Raw genomic sequence first — 15,016 nt, 5'->3', positions numbered from 1 at the left:
CGCGCCGGCTTAGGCCGGCATGGGGTGGCCTCACTCCACCAGTTCCACCAGGGCCAAGGGCGCCCCGTCGCCCCGGCGGCGCTCCGCCAGCTTGAGCACCCGGGTGTAGCCGCCCTGGCGGCTTTGGTACCTGGGGGCGATCTCGTCAAAGAGCTTCCGCACCAGCTTCACGTCCTGCAGGTCCCGGAGCACCAGGCGGCGGGCGTGCAGATCCCCCCGCTTGGCCAGGTGGATGAGGTGGTCCACGAAGCCGGTGATGGCCTTGGCCTTGGGCAAGGTGGTGGTGATGCGCCCGTGGGCCAGGAGGCTCTTGGCCTGGTTGCGGTACAGGGCCAGGCGGTGGGAAGAGTGGCGGTTCAGCTTCCTTCCAGACTTCAGGTGGCGCATGGTCTCACTCCTTTAGGGCGAAGCCCCGCTTGGCCAGGGCCTCGCGGATCTCCTCCAGGCTCCTCTCCCCGATGCCGGGGATGTTCTTGAGGTCCTTGAGGTTGAGGGCCAGAAGAGCCCGCACCGACTCTATGCCCTCCTCCTTGAGGCTGTGGAGCACGCGGGTGGAAAGCCCGAGCTCCTCCAGGGGCAGGTCCAGGTCCTCCTCCTTCTCCACCCGCTCCGGGGCGGGCTCGGTGGGGGGCAAGGCTGCGGTCTGGGGGTTGGCGAAGTAGGAGAGGTGCTCCTTGAGGATCTCCACCGCCTGGTTCAAGGCCTCCAGGGGCGTCACCGACCCGTCCGTCCAGACCCGGAGGGTGAGCTTGTCCAGGTCGGTGCGCTGGCCCAGGCGGGTGTCCTCCACCTGGAAGGCCACCCGGCGCACGGGGGAGAAGATGGCGTCCACGGGGATGGAGTTGATGCGGTCCTTGATGCCGTGGCGCTCCGCGGGCACATACCCCACGCCCCGGTCCACCCGGACCTCCATGTAGAGCTTCCCCCCTTCCTCCAGGGTGGCGATGGGGAGGTCGGGGTTCAGGATCTCCACGTCGGCGGAGGGGGTGAAGTCCGCCGCCCGCACCACCTTAGGGCCTTCCGCCCGGAGAACCAGGGTGGTGGTCTGCATCTTGGGGTCCAGGAAGCGCACCACCAGCTCCTTGAGGTTCAAGACGATCTCCACCACGTCCTCCTTGACCCCGGGAATGGTGGAGAACTCGTGGAGCACGTCCTCAATGTAGACGCTGGTGACCGCGGTCCCGGGAATGGAGGAAAGGAGGATCCGCCGCAAGGGGTTGCCCAAGGTGACGCCGAATCCCCGCTCCAGGGGCTCCAGGACAAACTCCCCGTACTCCCGCCCCTGGGTGCGGACCGTAAAGACCGGGGCTTTTAGCTTGCTCTCTAACATAGGCCTCCTTACCGGCCAGGAACTACCTGGAGTAGAACTCAATCACCAGCTGCTCGTTCACGGGCAGGGCCAGGTCCTCCCGGTCAGGCAGGCGCAGGAATTTGCCCTTCATCCCCTCCACGTCCAGGGAGAGCCAGGGACCCACCTTGCGGCCCTTCATGGCCTCGAGGTTCTCCCTTATAAAGGCCAGGTTCTTGCTCCTCTCCGCGATGGCGATCTCGTCCCCGGGCTTCACCCGGTAGGCGGGCAGGTCCACCCGGCGGCCGTTCACGGTGATGTGGCCGTGGCGCACCATCTGCCGGGCCTGGCGGCGGCTTTGGGCGAAGCCCAGGCGGTAGACCACGTTGTCCAACCGCGACTCCAGGAGGCCCAGGAAAACGGTGCCCGTGACCCCCTTCTTGCGGCTGGCCTCCTCAAAGAGGTTGCGGAACTGCGTTTCCGAGATGCCGTAGATGCGGCGGAGCTTCTGCTTCTCGCGAAGGCGCACCGCGTAGTCGGAAGGGCGGCGCGCCCGGCGCTGGCCGTGCTGGCCCGGGGGGTAGGGGCGGCGCTCCATGGCGCACTTGGGGCTGTAGCACCGCTCCCCCTTCAGGTAGAGCTTGACTCCTTCCCGGCGGCAAAGGCGGCAGACTGGACCAATGTAGCGACCCATCTTCTCTTACTCCTTACGAAGCCTTGCGGAACTTCTTCTTTGGCCGGCAGCCGTTGTGGGGTACGGGGGTGTCGTCCACGATGGACTTCACCTGGAGGCCCGAGGCCTGGAGCGCCCTTATGGCCTGCTCCCGGCCCGCCCCGGTGCCCCGGACCACCACGTCCACGCTCTGCATGCCGTAGGCCATGGCCTTCTTGGCGGCGTCCATGGCCGCAAGCTGGGCCGCGTAGGGCGTGCCCTTGCGGCTCCCCTTGTAGCCGATGACCCCGCCCGAGGACCAGGTGATGGGGTTGCCGTCCGGGTCGGTGATGGTGACGATGGTGTTGTTGTAGGAGGCGTGGATGTACGCCTTCCCGCTTGCCACCTGCCGTTTGACCTTCTTCTTCGTGGTTTTTCTGGCCATACTCTCCCTCTCGGAGTATCTGCTGGCCCGGCCTTACTTCCTGGGGGCCTTCTTCTTGCCCGCCACGGTCTTGCGGGGGCCTTTGCGGGTACGGGCGTTGGTGCGGGTGCGCTGGCCGCGCACCGGCAGGCCCCGGCGGTGCCTCAGGCCCCGGTAGCAACCGATGTCCATGAGGCGCTTGATGTTGGCGGCCACCTCGGCCCTAAGCTCCCCCTCCAGCTTCCAGGCGTTCTCCACGTACTCGCGGAGGCGCACCACCTCGGCCTCGGTGAGGTCCTTCACCCGGGTGGCGGGGTTGATCCCCGTCTTCTCCAAGGCCTCCTTGGCCCGGGCCGGCCCCACCCCGTAGATGTAGGTGAGGGCCACGTCCACCCGCTTGTTCCTGGGAATCTCCACGCCTGCAATCCTTGCCACGGTTCCTCCTTAGCTCAGCCCTGGCGCTGCTTGTGCTTGGGGTTCTCGCAGATCACGTAGACCCGGCCGTGCCGGCGCACCACCTTGCACTTCTCGCACATCTTCTTGACCGAAGCCCGTACCTTCATCTCGCCTCCTACTTCCTGTAGACGATGCGGCCCCGCGTGGGGTCGTAGGGGGTAATCTCCACCACCACCCGGTCCCCGGGAAGGATGCGGATGTAGTGCATGCGCATCTTGCCCGAGATATAGGCCAGGATCTCCGGCCCCGAGTCCAGCTTCACCCGAAACGTGGTGTTGGGCAAAGCCTCGGTGACCACGCCTTCCGCCCGAATGGTGTCCTTCTCCTTCGCCATACCCCTCCTACCGCGCCCGCACCAGGGGAACCCCGGTGAGAAGCTCCGGGCCCTCCTCCGTCACCAAGACGGTGTTCTCGTAGTGGGCGGCGAGGTTGCCTTGCCCGGCGCTCGCCGTCCAGCCATCTTCCAATATTACCACAGGGGCCGGGCGCAAGGTGACCATGGGCTCGAGGGCCAGGGTCATGCCCGGGCGGATCTTGGGCCCGGTTCCCGGCTTGCCGAAGTTGGGAAGCTGGGGGTCCTCGTGGATCTCGCGCCCCACCCCGTGCCCCACAAACTCCCGCACCACCCCGTAGCCCCGGCTTTCCAAGAAGGTCTGCACCGCATGGGCCACGTCCCCGATGCGGAAACCGGGGCGGAGGTACCTCATCCCCTCCCAGAAGGCCGCCTCCGTGTCCCGGATGAGCCTTTCCGCCTCGGGGGAGACCCGGCCCACGGGAAAGGTGCGGGCCATGTCCGCGGCGAAGCCCCCGTAGAAAAGGCCCACGTCCACGGAGAGGATATCCCCCTCCTTTAGGGGTTCCTCCGAGGGGATGCCGTGGACCACCACCTCGTTCACCGAGGTGCACAAGGTGGCGGGGAAGCCGTAGAGCCCGAGGAAGGCCGGCCTGGCCTTGCGGCGCCGGATGGCCTCGTGGGCGATCCGGTCCAGCTCCTTGGTGGTGATGCCCGGGGCCACGTGGCGGCCCACCTCCTCCACCACCTCGGTGAGGAGGGCTCCCGCCTCCCGCATGCGCTCAATCTCCCAGGGGCTTTTCAGCTTGATGGCCATCAGATTCCCAAGGCGGCCCGGATGCGGGCGTAGACCTCATCGGGCGTGCCCAGCCCGTCCACCCGCTTCAGGGCGCCCGTTTTCTCATAATACCGCACCAAGGGCTCGGTCTTCTCCCGGTAGACCTCCAGGCGCCGCCTTATGGTCTCCTCGTTGTCGTCGGAGCGGCCCTCCACCTCGGCCCGCCGGAGCATCCGCCGGAGGAGTTCCTCCTCGGGGACCTCCACCAGGACCACGCCGAGAAGCCTTGTGCCCGTCTCCTCCAGGAGGCGGTCCAGGGCCTCCGCCTGGGGCAGGGTGCGGGGAAAGCCGTCAAAGATGACCCGGTCGGCAAGCTCCTCCCGGATGAGGGCCAGGATGAGGGCATCCGGCACCAGGTCCCCCCGGTCCATGATGGGCTTCACCTCTTGGCCCAAGGGCGTGCCCCGGGCCACGTGGTCCCGGAGGATGTCCCCGGTGGAAAGCTTCTTGAAGCCCAGCTCCCCCGCAAGCCTCGCCGCCTGGGTGCCCTTCCCCGCCCCCGGCGGCCCCAAGAAGATCACCGCTTCCCCCATCTCCCCTCCTAGCGCGTGCGGCCGCGGATGCGGCCCTTGGAAAGGAACCCCTCGTAGTTCCGCAGCATGAGCTGGCTCTCGATCTGCCTAAGGGTGTCCAGGGCCACCCCCACCACGATCAGGAGGCCGATCCCCGAGAAGGCGATGCTCTTCACCCCGGTGAGGTTCTGGATGATCTGGGGAAGGGCGGCCACCAGGCCCAGGAAGAGGGCCCCCCAGAGGGTGAGGCGGGAGACGATGTGCTCCAGGAACTTCACCGTGGGCTCCCCGGGGCGGATGCCGGGGATGAACCCCCCGTACTCCCGCAAGGACTCGGCGATGCGCTTGGGGTCGAACTGCACCGCGGTGTAGACGTAGGTGAAGAGGACGATGAGCACCACCTCAATGAGGAGGCCGGAAAGGCGCGTGGGGTTAAAGAAGTTGGCGATGGCCTGGAGCACCGGGTTGTCCTGGAAGGGGGCCGTGAGGAAGATGGGGATCTGCAGAATGGCGGCGGCGAAGACGATGGGGATCACCCCGGCGGCGTTCAGCTTGATGGGGATGTAGGTGGCCTGCCCCCCGTAGACCCTTCGGCCCACCACCTTGCGGGCGTACTGCACGGGAATGCGGCGTTCCGCCTGCTGCACCGCGGCCATGCCGGCGAAGGCCAAGACGATGAAGGCCAGGAAGAAGAGGAAGGCCACCAGGTTGACCTCCCCCGTACGGATGAGGCCGGCGGTGCGCAGGAGCTGGGGCAGCCAGTCCACCACGATCCCCGCGAAGATGATCATGCTGGTGCCGTTGCCGATCCCGTACTCGGTGATGCGCTCCGCCATCCAGAGGAGGAGGGCGATGCCCGCCACCTGGGTGACCACCACCACCAGCCAGAAGAAGGGGCCCGGGGCCCACCCGGGCAGGAGGAACCGCCCCCCTTCCGCCCCCAAAAAGGCCGTGGCCAGGAAGAAGCCCTGGAAGGCCCCCAGAGCGATGCCGCCAATGCGGGTGTACTGGTTGATGATGCGGCGGCCCTCCTCCCCCTCCTTGGAGAGCTTCTCCAGGGCCGGGACCACGTTCACCAGGAGCTGCATGATGATGGCCGCGGTGATGTAAGGCATGATCCCCAGGGCGAAGATGGAAAAGCGCTCGAAGTTGCCCCCGGAAAAGAGGTTGATGATGCCGAAAACCCCGCCCTGGGTGGTGCGCAAGAACTCCTGGATCTTGTCCAGGTCCACCCCGGGGGTGGGGATGAAGGCCCCCAGGCGGTAGGCGGCCAGCACCAGCAGGGTGAAGAGGACGCGCTGGCGAAGCTCGGGGATGGCTAGGGCGCTCCGGAAGGCCTTCAGCATCTTAGGCCTCCAGCAAGACGGCTTCGCCGCCTGCGGCCTTCAGCTTCTCCAGGGCGCTTTTGGAGAAGGCGTGGGCCACCACCTTAAGGGCCTTGGCCTCCCCTTCGCCCAGCACCTTGAGCCGGTAGCCCTTCTTCAGGATCCCCGCCCGCACCAGGACCTCAGGGGTCACCTCCCCTTCAAAGCGGGCGAGGTCCTTGAGGTTCACCCCCTGGTACCGGGGGCGCTTGATCTCCCCGGGCACCTGGCCCTGCATGCCCCGCTTGGGCAGGCGCATCAGGGTGGTGGAACGCCCCCCCTCAAAGCGGCGGGGGTCCTTGAGGCCGCCGGAGCGGGACTTCTGGCCCTTGTGGCCCCGGGTGGCGGTCTTGCCGTGGCCGGAGCCGGGGCCCCGCCCCACCCGCTTGCGCTTCTTGTTGGCCCCGGGGTTGGGCTTAAGGTCGGTAAGCTTCATTCCAACACCTCCACCTGGAGAAGGTGGGCCACCTTCCGCACGTTCCCGCGCACGGCGGGGGTGTCCTCGAGGACCCTCTCCTTCTGCAGCTTGGTCAGACCCAAGGCCTTCAGGGCCGCCTTCTGGTCCTTGGGATAGCCGATGGGGCTCTTCACCAGCTTGACCTTCAGCCTCGCCATCACTCCTCCCCGCCCTTCCGGAGGCGCTTCACGTCCTCCTTGGTCTGAAGCTGCCGCAGGGCTTCCATGGTGGCGTAGGCGATGTTGATGGGGTTACGGCTTCCCAGCTCCTTGGTGAGGATGTCGGTAACCCCGGCGAGCTCCAAAATGGCCCGGGGCACCGCCCCCGCGATCACCCCGGTGCCCGGGGCCGCGGGCTTAAGGAGGATCTTGGAAGCCCCGTACTCCACCTCAATCTCGTGGGGGATGGTGCCGCCCTGCAGGGGCACCTCCACCATGTTGCGGCGGGCGTAGTACCCCGCCTTCTGCACCGCCAGGGGGACCTCCTTGGCCTTGCCCAGGCCCAGGCCCACCCGGCCCTGCCGGTCCCCCACCACCACCAAGGCGCCGAAGCGGAAGCGGCGGCCGCCCTGGTAGGTTTTGGCGGTGCGCCGCACCAGGATCATCTTCTCCTCAAAATCGGTCTCGGGCATGCTCCCTCCTTCTAACCCCGCCAGGGCCTAGAACTCCAGCCCCCCCTCCCGGGCGCCCTCCGCCAGGGCTTTTACCCGGCCGTGGTACTTGTAGGGTCCGCGGTCAAAGGCCACCTTCTTGATGCCCTTGGCCAAAGCCTTCTCCGCCAAGGCCCGCCCCACCTGCCGGGCCACCTCGGTCTTGTTGCCCTTAAGCTTCAGGGCCAGGCTGGACTCCGCCACCAAGGTCTCGCCCTTCTCGTCGTCGATGATCTGGGCGTAGATGTGGTTGAGGCTCCGGAAAACGGAGAGCCTAAGCCTCCCTGCCCGCTTGACGCGGTTGCGCACCCGGAACTTGCGGCGCTCGTATGCGGTAAGCCGTGCCATGCTTCCCCCTACTTCTTGGCCCCGGCCTTGCCGGGCTTGAGGCGGACGGGCTCGCCCGCGTAGTAGATGCCCTTCTCATGGTAGGCGCTGGGCTTCTTCACGGCCCGAAGGTTGGCCGCCACCTGGCCCACCTTTTGCTTGTCAATGCCCAGGACGCGGATCTTGGTGGGCTCGGGCACCTCGAAGGTGATGCCCTCCGGGGGCTCCACCACCACCGGGTGGCTGAAGCCCACGCTGAGTTCCACCGCCCTACCCGCGAGCCTGGCCCGGTAGCCGATGCCCTTGATGAGGAGCTCCTTCACGTACCCCTCGGCCACGCCCTTGACAGCGTTGGCGATGAGGGTGCGGGTGAGGCCGTGGAGGCTCTTGTGGCGGCGCTCGTCCGAGGGCCGTTCCACCCGGACCACCCCGCCTTCCACCACCACCCGCATCTCCGGGGAGACGGGCACGGAGAGCTCGCCCTTGGGCCCCTTAACCTTGACGAGCCCCGGGGCCACTTCCACCGTGACCCCCTTGGGCAAGGGAATGGGAAGCTTGCCGATCCTGGACATCACCACACCTCGCAGATGAGCTCGCCGCCCACGCCCAGGCGCCTCGCCTCCCGGTCGGTGAGCACCCCCTTGGGCGTGGAAAGGATGGCGATTCCCAACCCCCGGCGCACCCGGGGAATCTCCTTGACCCCCACGTACACCCGCCGCCCCGGGCGGCTGATGCGGCGGATGTGGTTGATGACCTGCTCGGGCCGGGGGTCCAAGCCCTGGCGCCGGGGCCCGTACTTCAGGTGGATGCGCAGCACGGGCTTGCCCTCCACCTCCACCCGCTCGTACCCCTTGATGAAGCCCTCCCGCGCCAGGATCTTGAGGATCTCCTCCTTGAAGCGGGAGGCGGGCACCTCCGTGCTCTCCTTGTAGACCCGGGTGGCGTTCCGAATCCGGGTCAGCATGTCGGCAATGGGGTCCGTCAGCATTTCCTCTCTCCTTTTAGCTCACTCCTGGACCATGCGGTCTCGAGGGAACCCCCCCGACCGGCCACGGCCTACCAGCTGGCCTTCTTCACCCCGGGAAGCTGGCCCTTGTGGGCGAGCTCCCTGAGGCAGAGCCGGCAGAGCCCGAAGTAGCGGTAGACGCTCCTGGCCCTCCCGCAACGCACGCAACGGGTGTAGGCCCGCACCTTAAACTTGGGGGTACGCTTGGCCTTCTCGATCAGCGCTTTTCTCGCCATGCTCGCCTCACTTGCGGAAGGGGAAGCCCAGAAGCTCCAAGAGGGCCTTGGCTTCCTCGTCGGTCCTGGCGGTGGTCACCACCGCGATGTCCATGCCCCGCAGGGCGTCCGCCATGTCGTAGGTGATCTCGGGGAAGATGAGCTGCTCCCTCAGGCCCAGGTTGTAGTTCCCCCGGCCGTCAAAGCTACTCGGGTTCACCCCCCGGAAGTCGCGGATGCGGGGCAGGGCCACGTTGAGGAGCTTCTCCAGGAAGATCCACATGCGGTCGCCCCGCAGGGTAACCCGGAGGCCGATGGGCATCCCCTTGCGGAGCTTGAAGTTGGAGATGGACTTCTTGGCCCGGGTTACGGCGGGCTTTTGCCCCGTGATGAGGGCCAGTTCCTTGGAGGCCTTCTCCAGGATGCGGGCGTCCTCCTTGGCCTCGCCCAGGCCCTGGTTCACCACCACCTTGCTGAGCCTGGGCACCTCCCAGACGTTCTGGTAGCCAAAGCGGCGGATGAGCTCGGGCCGGACCTCCTCGTAGTATTTCCTCTTCAGGGCAACCTCTAGAGGCATGTCATCCCTCCACGTCCAGGGCGCCGCCGCACTTGGCGCAGGCCCGGATCTTGCGGCCGTCCTCCAGCACCTTCTTGCGCACCCGGGTGGGCTTGCCGCAGGCGGGGCAGATGGGCCGCACCTTGGAGGCGTGCAGGGGAGCCTCCTGCTCCACGAAGCCGCCCTGGGGGTGCTTAGGGCTCACCCGCACCGCCTTCTTCACGATGTTGATCCCCTCCACGATGACGGCCTGGCGCTTGGGCAGCACCTGCTTGACCTTGCCCACCCGGCCCTTGTACTTCCCGGAGGCCACCAAAACGGTGTCCCCTTTCTTCACGTGCACCTTGGCCTGCATCACAACACCTCCGGAGCCAGGGAAACGATCTTCATGAAGCCCTTCTCGCGGAGCTCCCTTGCCACGGGGCCGAAGACGCGGGTGCCGCGGGGCTCCAGCTGGTTGTTGATGATCACCGCGGCGTTGTCGTCAAAGCGGATGGCGGAGCCGTCGGGGCGCTTGACCTCCTTCTTGGTGCGCACCACCACCGCCTTGACCACGTCCCCCTCCTTTACCGCCCCCCGGGGGATGGCCTCCTTGACGCTGGCCACGATCACGTCCCCCACGGTGGCGTACTTGGCGTTGGAGCCTTTGAGCACCCGGATGCACATGATCTTGCGGGCCCCGGTGTTGTCGGCCACCTCCAGGTAGGTCTGGGGCTGGATCATGCCTTACCTCCCCGCTTGGAAAGGCTCTGGTAGTTCTGGCGCCGGACCAGGTACTTCTCCACCAGGTCCATGCGCCCCCCTTCCACCAGGCGCAAGACCCGCCAGCGCTTGCGCTTGGAGATGGGGCGGGCCTCAACGATCTCCACCACGTCCCCCACCTGGTACTTTTCGTCGGGGTCGTGGGCCAGGTACTTCTTGGAGCGCTTGATCACCTTGCCGTAAAGGGGGTGGGGGAACTGGCGCTCCACCAGGACCGTTACCGTCTTCTGCATCCGGTCGCTCACCACCACCCCGGTCAGCACCTTCTTAGGCATTGGCCCTCCTCTTCTCGTTCAGGATCGTGAGGAGCCGGGCGATGAGGCGCCGGGTCTCCCGGACCCTGTGGTTCTGGGAAAGCTGGCCGATGGAGGCCTGGAAGCGGAGTTCCATGAGCTCCCGCTTCTTCTCCCGCAAGAGCTTCTCGATCTCCGCCGGGGGGAGCTTGCGGATCTCACTGGGCTTCATCGTAGGCGTCCCTCCTCACGATCTTGGTCCGGATGGGGAGCTTGTGGCCGGCGATGCGCAGGGCCTCGAGGGCCTGGGCCTCGGTAACCCCCGCCACCTCAAACATCACCCGGCCCGGCTTCACCACGGCCACGTACCCCTCCACGTTGCCCTTCCCCTTACCCATCCGCACCTCCAGGGGCTTCTTGGTGTAGGGCTTGTCGGGGAAGATGCGGATAAAGATCTTGCCGCCGCGGCGGAAGTGGCGCACCATGGCCACACGGGCGGCCTCGATCTGCTGAGAGGTGATCCAGGCGGGCTCGAGGGCCACGAGGCCGAAGTCCCCAAAGGCCACGTAGTCCCCCCCCTTGGCCGCCCCCCTCATCCGGCCCCGGTGCTGCTTCCGGTATTTCATGCGCCTGGGCATCAGCATGGCCTTACTCCTCCTTCTTCACCCGCACGGCGGGGCGGCGGCGGCGGGGCTTCTCCTCGGGCCTCGCGGCCTCGGGACGGGCCTTGGCCTTCTGGCCGCCGATCACCTCGCCCAGGAAGACGTACGCCTTGACCCCCAGCACCCCGTAGGTGGTGCGGGCCAAGGCAAAGCCGTAGTCTATGTTAGCACGCAAGGTGTGGAGGGGCACCCGCCCTTCCGCGGCCCACTCCGTGCGGGCCTGCTCCGCCCCGCCGATCCGGCCAGAGACGATCACCTTGGCCCCCTTGGCCCCGGACTCCATGACCCGCTGCACCGCCTGCTTGATGGCCCGGCGCACGGCGAAGCGGCGCTCGATCTGCTCCGCCACCCGCTGGGCCACCAGGGGCGCGGAGAGGTTGGGGTTATGGATCTCCTGGACGTTCAGGGCCACGTTCTTCCCGGTGAGCTTGGCCAAGGCGTCCCGGAGGGCCTTGATCTTCTCCCCGCCCCGGCCGATGACCACGCCCGGCTTGGCCACGTGCACGGTGACGGCCACGTTGTCCGCGGCCCGCTCAATGTCGATGCGGGCCAGCCCGGCGGGGTAGAGCTCCTTGGTGAGGGTCTCGCGGATCCGCTCGTCCTCTTGCAGGAGGTGGCGGTACTGCTTCTTGCCCGCGTACCAGCGGGACTCCCAGTCCCGGGTGATGCCGAGCCTAAACCCAATGGGGTGGATCTTATTTCCCATGCTTCTCCCCCAAGACGACCGTGATGTGGCTGGTCCTCTTCTTGATGATGTCCGCCCGGCCCCGGGCCCTAGGAAGCACCCGCTTGAGGGCGGGCCCCTCGTCCACGAAGGCCGCCTTCACGAAAAGCCGGTCCTCCAGCATGTCGTGGTTGTTCACCGCGTTGGCGGCGGCGGACTCCAGCACCTTGGCCACGTGGTAAGCCCCCCGCTTGTGGGTGTAGCGGAGGATGGCCCGGGCCTCCTCGAGGCTCTTCCCCCGGATCAGGTCCACCACCAACCGGACCTTCCTGGGGGCGATGCGCACGTATCGGGCAATGGCTTTCGCTTCCATGGCTACTTCTTCTTGGTGGCCTTAGCCTCTTTGCCGTGCCCCCGGTAGGTGCGGGTGGGCGCGAACTCCCCCAGCTTGTGCCCCACCATGTTCTCGGTGATGTAGACGGGCACGTGCTGCTTGCCGTTGTAAACCGCGATGGTGTGGCCCACCATCTCGGGGACGATGGTGGAACGGCGGCTCCAGGTCTTGATGAGCCGCTTCTCCCCCCTGGCGTTGAGCTCCAGCACCTTCTCCAGGAGGTGATCGTCTACAAACACGCCCTTCTTCAAGCTACGCGGCATGGCTCACCTCACTTCTTGCGCCGGGCGACGATGAAGCGGCTGGAGGGCTTGCGCCGCTTCCTGGTCTTAAGCCCCTTGGTCTGCCAGCCCCAAGGGGAGGCGGGAGGACGCCCCCTGGGAGCCCGGCCCTCGCCACCGCCGTGGGGGTGGTCCACCGGGTTCATGGCCGCGCCGCGCACGTGGGGCTTGCGGCCGAGCCACCGGGTGCGGCCCGCCTTGCCCAAAACGATGTTCTTGTGGTCGGCGTTGCCCACGGCGCCCACCGTGGCGTAGCACTCCCCGTGGACCTTCCTGAGCTCCCCGGAGGGCAGGCGCAGGATCACGTAGTCCCCTTCCCGGCCCTGGATCTGGGTGCTGGTGCCGGCGGAGCGGGCCAGCTTGGCCCCCTTCTTGGGCTCCAGCTCCACCGCGTGCACCACGGTGCCCACGGGGATGAAGCGCAAGGGGAGGGCGTTACCCACGTTGATGGGGGCATCGGGCCCCGCCACCACCTCCTGCCCCACCTGAAGCCCCTCGGGGGCGATGATGTAGCGCTTCTCCCCGTCCTTGTAGTGCAGGAGGGCGATGCGGGCCGAGCGGTTGGGGTCGTACTCTATGGCGGCCACCTTGGCGGGGATGCCCGCCTTGTCCCAGCGCTTGAAGTCCACGATGCGGTAAAGCCGCTTGTGGCCGCCGCCCCGGAAGCGCACGGTGACGCGGCCCTGGTTGTTGCGCCCCCCCGTCTTCTTCAGGGGCTTGACCAGGGACTTCTCCGGCTCGGTCTTGGTGATCTCGGAGAAGTCCGCCACCGTCATGAAGCGGCGGCTCGGGGTGTAGGGTTTGAACTTCTTGACTGCCATGCTCTTTCCTCCTTGCCGGATCGGGGCCGGGCTCCCCACCCGACGAGGTCTAGATGAGGCCCTCCAAGGCCTCGATCTTCTGCCCGGGGGCCACCTGCACGATGGCCTTCTTGCGGTCGGGGCGCTTGCCCAGGTAACGGCCCAGGCGCTTCTTCTTGCCCCGCACACTCAGGGTGTTAACCCCCACCACCTTCACCTTGAAGGCGGCCTCCACCGCGTTCTTGATCTCCGTCTTGGTGGCCTTGGGGTGCACCCAGAAGGTGTACTTGCCCTCGGCGAAGCCCGCATAGGCCTTCTCGGAAAGCACCGGGGCCAGGATCACGTCAAAGGCCGTCTTCACGCCTCACCTCCCAAGCGGGCCTGGAAGGCCTCCCAAGCCTTCAGGTCCATGACCAGGCGCTCCGTGCGCAGGATGTCGTAGACGTTAAGCCCCTCGGGCGCCAGGGTCACCACCCAGGGCAGGTTGCGGGCGGCCCTGCGGACGAGTTCGCTCTCCGCCACCAAGAGAACGCTCTCCGAGCCATCCAGCCCCGCGGCCTTGGCCCAGGCCAGGAACTCCTTGGTCTTCCCGTTCACCCCGGCGAAGTCCTCCACCAGAAGGAGCTTGCCCTCGCGGGCCCGGTCGGCCACGGCCATGGCCAGGCCCGCCTTCCGCGCCTTCTTGGGCAGGGTGTAGCTGTAGTCGCGGGGCTTGGGGCCGAAGACCGTACCGCCCCCCACGAAGATGGGGGCCCCGATGTCCCCGTGGCGGGCCCGGCCCGTGTGCTTCTGGGGGTAGATCTTGCGGCTGGAGTAGGCCACCTCGCCCCGGGTCTTGGTGCTGGCGGTACCCCGGCGCCTCTTGGCCAGCTGCCAGCGCACCACCTCCCAAAGCAGGTGGGGGTTGATCTCCTGGGGGAGTTCTGCGGCAAGCTCGCGCCTGCCGGAAGAGGAGAGTACAGGGATCTGGTACACCACGTCCTCCTTTACCGCCTTTACCGCCTGGCCTGCGCCACCTTCTTGGTTTCGCGCACCACCACCAGGCCGCCGTTCGGCCCCGGTACCGCGCCCTTCACCAAAAGGAGGTTCTCCTCGGGGATGACGTCCACCACCTCGAGGTTCATCACCGTGACCCGCTCGGCCCCGTAGCGGCCCGCCATCTTCTTGCCCTTGTAGACCCGGCCCGGGGTCTTGCGGTTGCCGATGGAACCCGGGTGGCGGTGGATCTTGTGGGCGCCGTGGGAGTCGGGACCGCCCGCGAAGTTCCAGCGCTTCATCACCCCCGCGGTGCCCCGGCCCTTGGAGGTCCCGGTCACGTCCACCCGCTCCCCCGGCTTGAAGATCCCCACCGTCACCACGTCCTCCTGGGGGTTGAAGTCGCGGAGTTCCTTCAGGACGCGCACCGGCTCCACCCCCGCCTTGGCGAAGTGCCCCTTCATGGGCCGGTTCACCCGCTTAGGGGTTTGCGGCAGAAAGCCGAGCTGCACCGCGGTGTACCCGTCCTTCTCCGGGGTGCGGCGCTGGACCACGGGGCAGGGCCCGGCCAGGATCACGGTGACGGGGATGGCCCGGTCGTCCTTGTAGATCCGGGTCATGCCCACCTTCGTGCCCAGGATGCCCTTCACTTGCCACCTCCCACGGTCTTGATCTCGATCTCCACCCCGGTGGGCAGATCCAGGGACATGAGGCTCTCGATGGTCTTGCGGTTGGGGTTCAGGATGTCCACCAGGCGGTTGTGGGTGCGGAGCTCAAAGTGCTCCCGGGAGTCCTTGTGCTTGAAAGGACCCCGGATCACGGTGAAGCGCCGCACCCGGGTGGGCAGGGGTACGGGGCCCGACACCTGGGCCCCGGAGCGCCGGGCGGCCTCCACGATCTTCTGGGCCGAGGCGTCCAGGGTCTTGTGGTCAAAGCCCCGAAGCTTGATGCGGATCTTGGGCATGCCTCACCTCACTCCAGGATCTTGGTGACCACGCCGGCACCCACGGTCCGCCCACCCTCACGAATGGCAAACCGCAAGCCCTCCTCCAACGCCACCGGCTTGATCAGCTCCACCGTAAACGTCACATTGTCCCCAGGCATCACCATCTCCACCCCCTGGGGCAACTCCACCACCCCCGTCACATCCGTCGTCCGAAAGTAAAACTGCGGCCGGTACCCAGAAAAAAACCCCGTGTGCCGGCCCCC

At 67.1% G+C, this 15,016-nt stretch carries 32 protein-coding genes; all 32 read right to left on the bottom strand.

The genetic code is table 11. The features are described from left to right. Positions 1-30: 30 nt before the first annotated feature. Positions 31-387 carry a 50S ribosomal protein L17 gene (gene rplQ, locus ACYQ0J_RS10445; protein WP_460172050.1) on the bottom strand — a complete coding sequence of 119 codons (357 nt, stop codon included), beginning with the start codon at positions 385-387 and terminating at the stop codon, positions 31-33. A 4-nt stretch (positions 388-391) separates the two neighbouring features. Beyond that, the gene (locus ACYQ0J_RS10440; RefSeq protein WP_460172049.1) at positions 392-1,330 is read right to left on the bottom strand and encodes a DNA-directed RNA polymerase subunit alpha; all 939 of its coding nucleotides are present in this window, start codon (positions 1,328-1,330) and stop codon (positions 392-394) included. Positions 1,331-1,352: 22 nt separating this feature from the next. Continuing rightward, on the bottom strand, positions 1,353-1,982 hold the full coding sequence (gene rpsD, locus ACYQ0J_RS10435; RefSeq protein ID WP_460172048.1) for a 30S ribosomal protein S4: 630 nt from the start codon (positions 1,980-1,982) through the stop codon (positions 1,353-1,355). Between the two features lie 13 nt (positions 1,983-1,995). Then, positions 1,996-2,385, bottom strand: coding sequence for a 30S ribosomal protein S11 (gene rpsK / locus ACYQ0J_RS10430; RefSeq protein WP_460172047.1), 390 nt, complete (start codon positions 2,383-2,385; stop codon positions 1,996-1,998). Positions 2,386-2,418: 33 nt separating this feature from the next. After that, positions 2,419-2,799, bottom strand: coding sequence for a 30S ribosomal protein S13 (gene rpsM / locus ACYQ0J_RS10425; RefSeq protein WP_014514896.1), 381 nt, complete (start codon positions 2,797-2,799; stop codon positions 2,419-2,421). A 14-nt stretch (positions 2,800-2,813) separates the two neighbouring features. Next, complete coding sequence (gene rpmJ, locus ACYQ0J_RS10420) at positions 2,814-2,927, bottom strand: 50S ribosomal protein L36 (protein ID WP_014514895.1); 114 nt, start codon at positions 2,925-2,927, stop codon at positions 2,814-2,816. 8 nt (positions 2,928-2,935) lie between these two features. Then, a complete protein-coding gene (infA, locus tag ACYQ0J_RS10415) occupies positions 2,936-3,154 on the bottom strand; it encodes a translation initiation factor IF-1 (RefSeq protein WP_003043942.1) in 219 nt (72 codons plus the stop codon). 7 nt (positions 3,155-3,161) lie between these two features. After that, the gene (gene map / locus ACYQ0J_RS10410; RefSeq protein ID WP_460172046.1) at positions 3,162-3,929 is read right to left on the bottom strand and encodes a type I methionyl aminopeptidase; all 768 of its coding nucleotides are present in this window, start codon (positions 3,927-3,929) and stop codon (positions 3,162-3,164) included. Beyond that, complete coding sequence (locus tag ACYQ0J_RS10405) at positions 3,929-4,483, bottom strand: adenylate kinase (RefSeq protein ID WP_460172045.1); 555 nt, start codon at positions 4,481-4,483, stop codon at positions 3,929-3,931. The genes map and ACYQ0J_RS10405 overlap by 1 nt, the downstream gene beginning before the upstream one ends. Positions 4,484-4,491: 8 nt before the next feature. Further along, complete coding sequence (secY, locus tag ACYQ0J_RS10400; RefSeq protein WP_460172044.1) at positions 4,492-5,808, bottom strand: preprotein translocase subunit SecY; 1,317 nt, start codon at positions 5,806-5,808, stop codon at positions 4,492-4,494. 1 nt (position 5,809) lies between these two features. Next, positions 5,810-6,262: a 50S ribosomal protein L15 gene (rplO, locus tag ACYQ0J_RS10395; RefSeq protein WP_460172043.1), complete on the bottom strand. Its 453-nt coding sequence runs from the start codon at positions 6,260-6,262 to the stop codon at positions 5,810-5,812. Then, positions 6,259-6,441 carry a 50S ribosomal protein L30 gene (gene rpmD / locus ACYQ0J_RS10390; RefSeq protein WP_460172042.1) on the bottom strand — a complete coding sequence of 61 codons (183 nt, stop codon included), beginning with the start codon at positions 6,439-6,441 and terminating at the stop codon, positions 6,259-6,261. Before rpmD ends, rplO begins: the two co-directional genes overlap by 4 nt. Next, complete coding sequence (gene rpsE / locus ACYQ0J_RS10385; RefSeq protein WP_460172041.1) at positions 6,441-6,914, bottom strand: 30S ribosomal protein S5; 474 nt, start codon at positions 6,912-6,914, stop codon at positions 6,441-6,443. Before rpsE ends, rpmD begins: the two co-directional genes overlap by 1 nt. Before the next feature lie 27 nt (positions 6,915-6,941). Beyond that, positions 6,942-7,280 carry a 50S ribosomal protein L18 gene (gene rplR / locus ACYQ0J_RS10380; RefSeq protein ID WP_460172040.1) on the bottom strand — a complete coding sequence of 113 codons (339 nt, stop codon included), beginning with the start codon at positions 7,278-7,280 and terminating at the stop codon, positions 6,942-6,944. An 8-nt stretch (positions 7,281-7,288) separates the two neighbouring features. Continuing rightward, entirely contained in the window at positions 7,289-7,831 is a 543-nt protein-coding gene (gene rplF / locus ACYQ0J_RS10375; RefSeq protein ID WP_460172039.1) for a 50S ribosomal protein L6, read from the bottom strand. After that, positions 7,831-8,247, bottom strand: a complete 417-nt coding sequence (gene rpsH / locus ACYQ0J_RS10370; protein WP_460172038.1) for a 30S ribosomal protein S8 — start codon at positions 8,245-8,247, stop codon at positions 7,831-7,833. The genes rplF and rpsH overlap by 1 nt, the downstream gene beginning before the upstream one ends. 68 nt (positions 8,248-8,315) lie before the next feature. After that, complete coding sequence (locus ACYQ0J_RS10365; RefSeq protein ID WP_018111303.1) at positions 8,316-8,501, bottom strand: type Z 30S ribosomal protein S14; 186 nt, start codon at positions 8,499-8,501, stop codon at positions 8,316-8,318. A gap of 7 nt (positions 8,502-8,508) precedes the next feature. After that, positions 8,509-9,057 (bottom strand): 50S ribosomal protein L5, encoded by a 549-nt coding sequence (gene rplE / locus ACYQ0J_RS10360; RefSeq protein WP_460172037.1) that lies wholly within the window; start codon positions 9,055-9,057, stop codon positions 8,509-8,511. A 1-nt stretch (position 9,058) separates the two neighbouring features. Continuing rightward, on the bottom strand, positions 9,059-9,391 hold the full coding sequence (rplX, locus tag ACYQ0J_RS10355) for a 50S ribosomal protein L24 (RefSeq protein ID WP_460172036.1): 333 nt from the start codon (positions 9,389-9,391) through the stop codon (positions 9,059-9,061). Then, complete coding sequence (gene rplN / locus ACYQ0J_RS10350) at positions 9,391-9,759, bottom strand: 50S ribosomal protein L14 (RefSeq protein ID WP_003043914.1); 369 nt, start codon at positions 9,757-9,759, stop codon at positions 9,391-9,393. Before rplN ends, rplX begins: the two co-directional genes overlap by 1 nt. After that, entirely contained in the window at positions 9,756-10,073 is a 318-nt protein-coding gene (rpsQ, locus tag ACYQ0J_RS10345) for a 30S ribosomal protein S17 (RefSeq protein ID WP_460172035.1), read from the bottom strand. The genes rplN and rpsQ overlap by 4 nt, the downstream gene beginning before the upstream one ends. Continuing rightward, a complete protein-coding gene (gene rpmC, locus ACYQ0J_RS10340) occupies positions 10,066-10,263 on the bottom strand; it encodes a 50S ribosomal protein L29 (RefSeq protein ID WP_460172034.1) in 198 nt (65 codons plus the stop codon). The genes rpsQ and rpmC overlap by 8 nt, the downstream gene beginning before the upstream one ends. Continuing rightward, positions 10,250-10,675 carry a 50S ribosomal protein L16 gene (gene rplP, locus ACYQ0J_RS10335; protein WP_460172033.1) on the bottom strand — a complete coding sequence of 142 codons (426 nt, stop codon included), beginning with the start codon at positions 10,673-10,675 and terminating at the stop codon, positions 10,250-10,252. The genes rpmC and rplP overlap by 14 nt, the downstream gene beginning before the upstream one ends. Positions 10,676-10,679: 4 nt before the next feature. Next, positions 10,680-11,399: a 30S ribosomal protein S3 gene (rpsC, locus tag ACYQ0J_RS10330; protein WP_460172032.1), complete on the bottom strand. Its 720-nt coding sequence runs from the start codon at positions 11,397-11,399 to the stop codon at positions 10,680-10,682. After that, positions 11,389-11,730 carry a 50S ribosomal protein L22 gene (gene rplV / locus ACYQ0J_RS10325; protein WP_460172031.1) on the bottom strand — a complete coding sequence of 114 codons (342 nt, stop codon included), beginning with the start codon at positions 11,728-11,730 and terminating at the stop codon, positions 11,389-11,391. Before rplV ends, rpsC begins: the two co-directional genes overlap by 11 nt. 2 nt (positions 11,731-11,732) lie before the next feature. Then, entirely contained in the window at positions 11,733-12,014 is a 282-nt protein-coding gene (rpsS, locus tag ACYQ0J_RS10320) for a 30S ribosomal protein S19 (protein WP_018111295.1), read from the bottom strand. Positions 12,015-12,022: 8 nt separating this feature from the next. After that, positions 12,023-12,853, bottom strand: coding sequence for a 50S ribosomal protein L2 (rplB, locus tag ACYQ0J_RS10315; protein ID WP_460172030.1), 831 nt, complete (start codon positions 12,851-12,853; stop codon positions 12,023-12,025). A gap of 49 nt (positions 12,854-12,902) precedes the next feature. After that, positions 12,903-13,193 (bottom strand): 50S ribosomal protein L23, encoded by a 291-nt coding sequence (locus ACYQ0J_RS10310; protein ID WP_460172029.1) that lies wholly within the window; start codon positions 13,191-13,193, stop codon positions 12,903-12,905. After that, entirely contained in the window at positions 13,190-13,807 is a 618-nt protein-coding gene (gene rplD, locus ACYQ0J_RS10305) for a 50S ribosomal protein L4 (RefSeq protein ID WP_460172028.1), read from the bottom strand. The genes ACYQ0J_RS10310 and rplD overlap by 4 nt, the downstream gene beginning before the upstream one ends. A gap of 20 nt (positions 13,808-13,827) precedes the next feature. Next, positions 13,828-14,457 (bottom strand): 50S ribosomal protein L3, encoded by a 630-nt coding sequence (gene rplC, locus ACYQ0J_RS10300; RefSeq protein WP_460172027.1) that lies wholly within the window; start codon positions 14,455-14,457, stop codon positions 13,828-13,830. Continuing rightward, the gene (rpsJ, locus tag ACYQ0J_RS10295) at positions 14,454-14,771 is read right to left on the bottom strand and encodes a 30S ribosomal protein S10 (RefSeq protein ID WP_014514873.1); all 318 of its coding nucleotides are present in this window, start codon (positions 14,769-14,771) and stop codon (positions 14,454-14,456) included. The genes rplC and rpsJ overlap by 4 nt, the downstream gene beginning before the upstream one ends. 8 nt (positions 14,772-14,779) lie before the next feature. After that, a partial coding sequence (locus ACYQ0J_RS10290) for an EF-Tu C-terminal domain-related protein (RefSeq protein WP_460172026.1) occupies positions 14,780-15,016 on the bottom strand: 237 nt, incomplete at its 5' end.

The sequence above is a fragment of the Thermus sp. FJN-A genome (genome assembly GCF_054655095.1).
The sequence above is the reverse complement of the archived record's forward strand: the minus strand, read 5'-3'. Positions and strand labels throughout refer to the sequence as shown.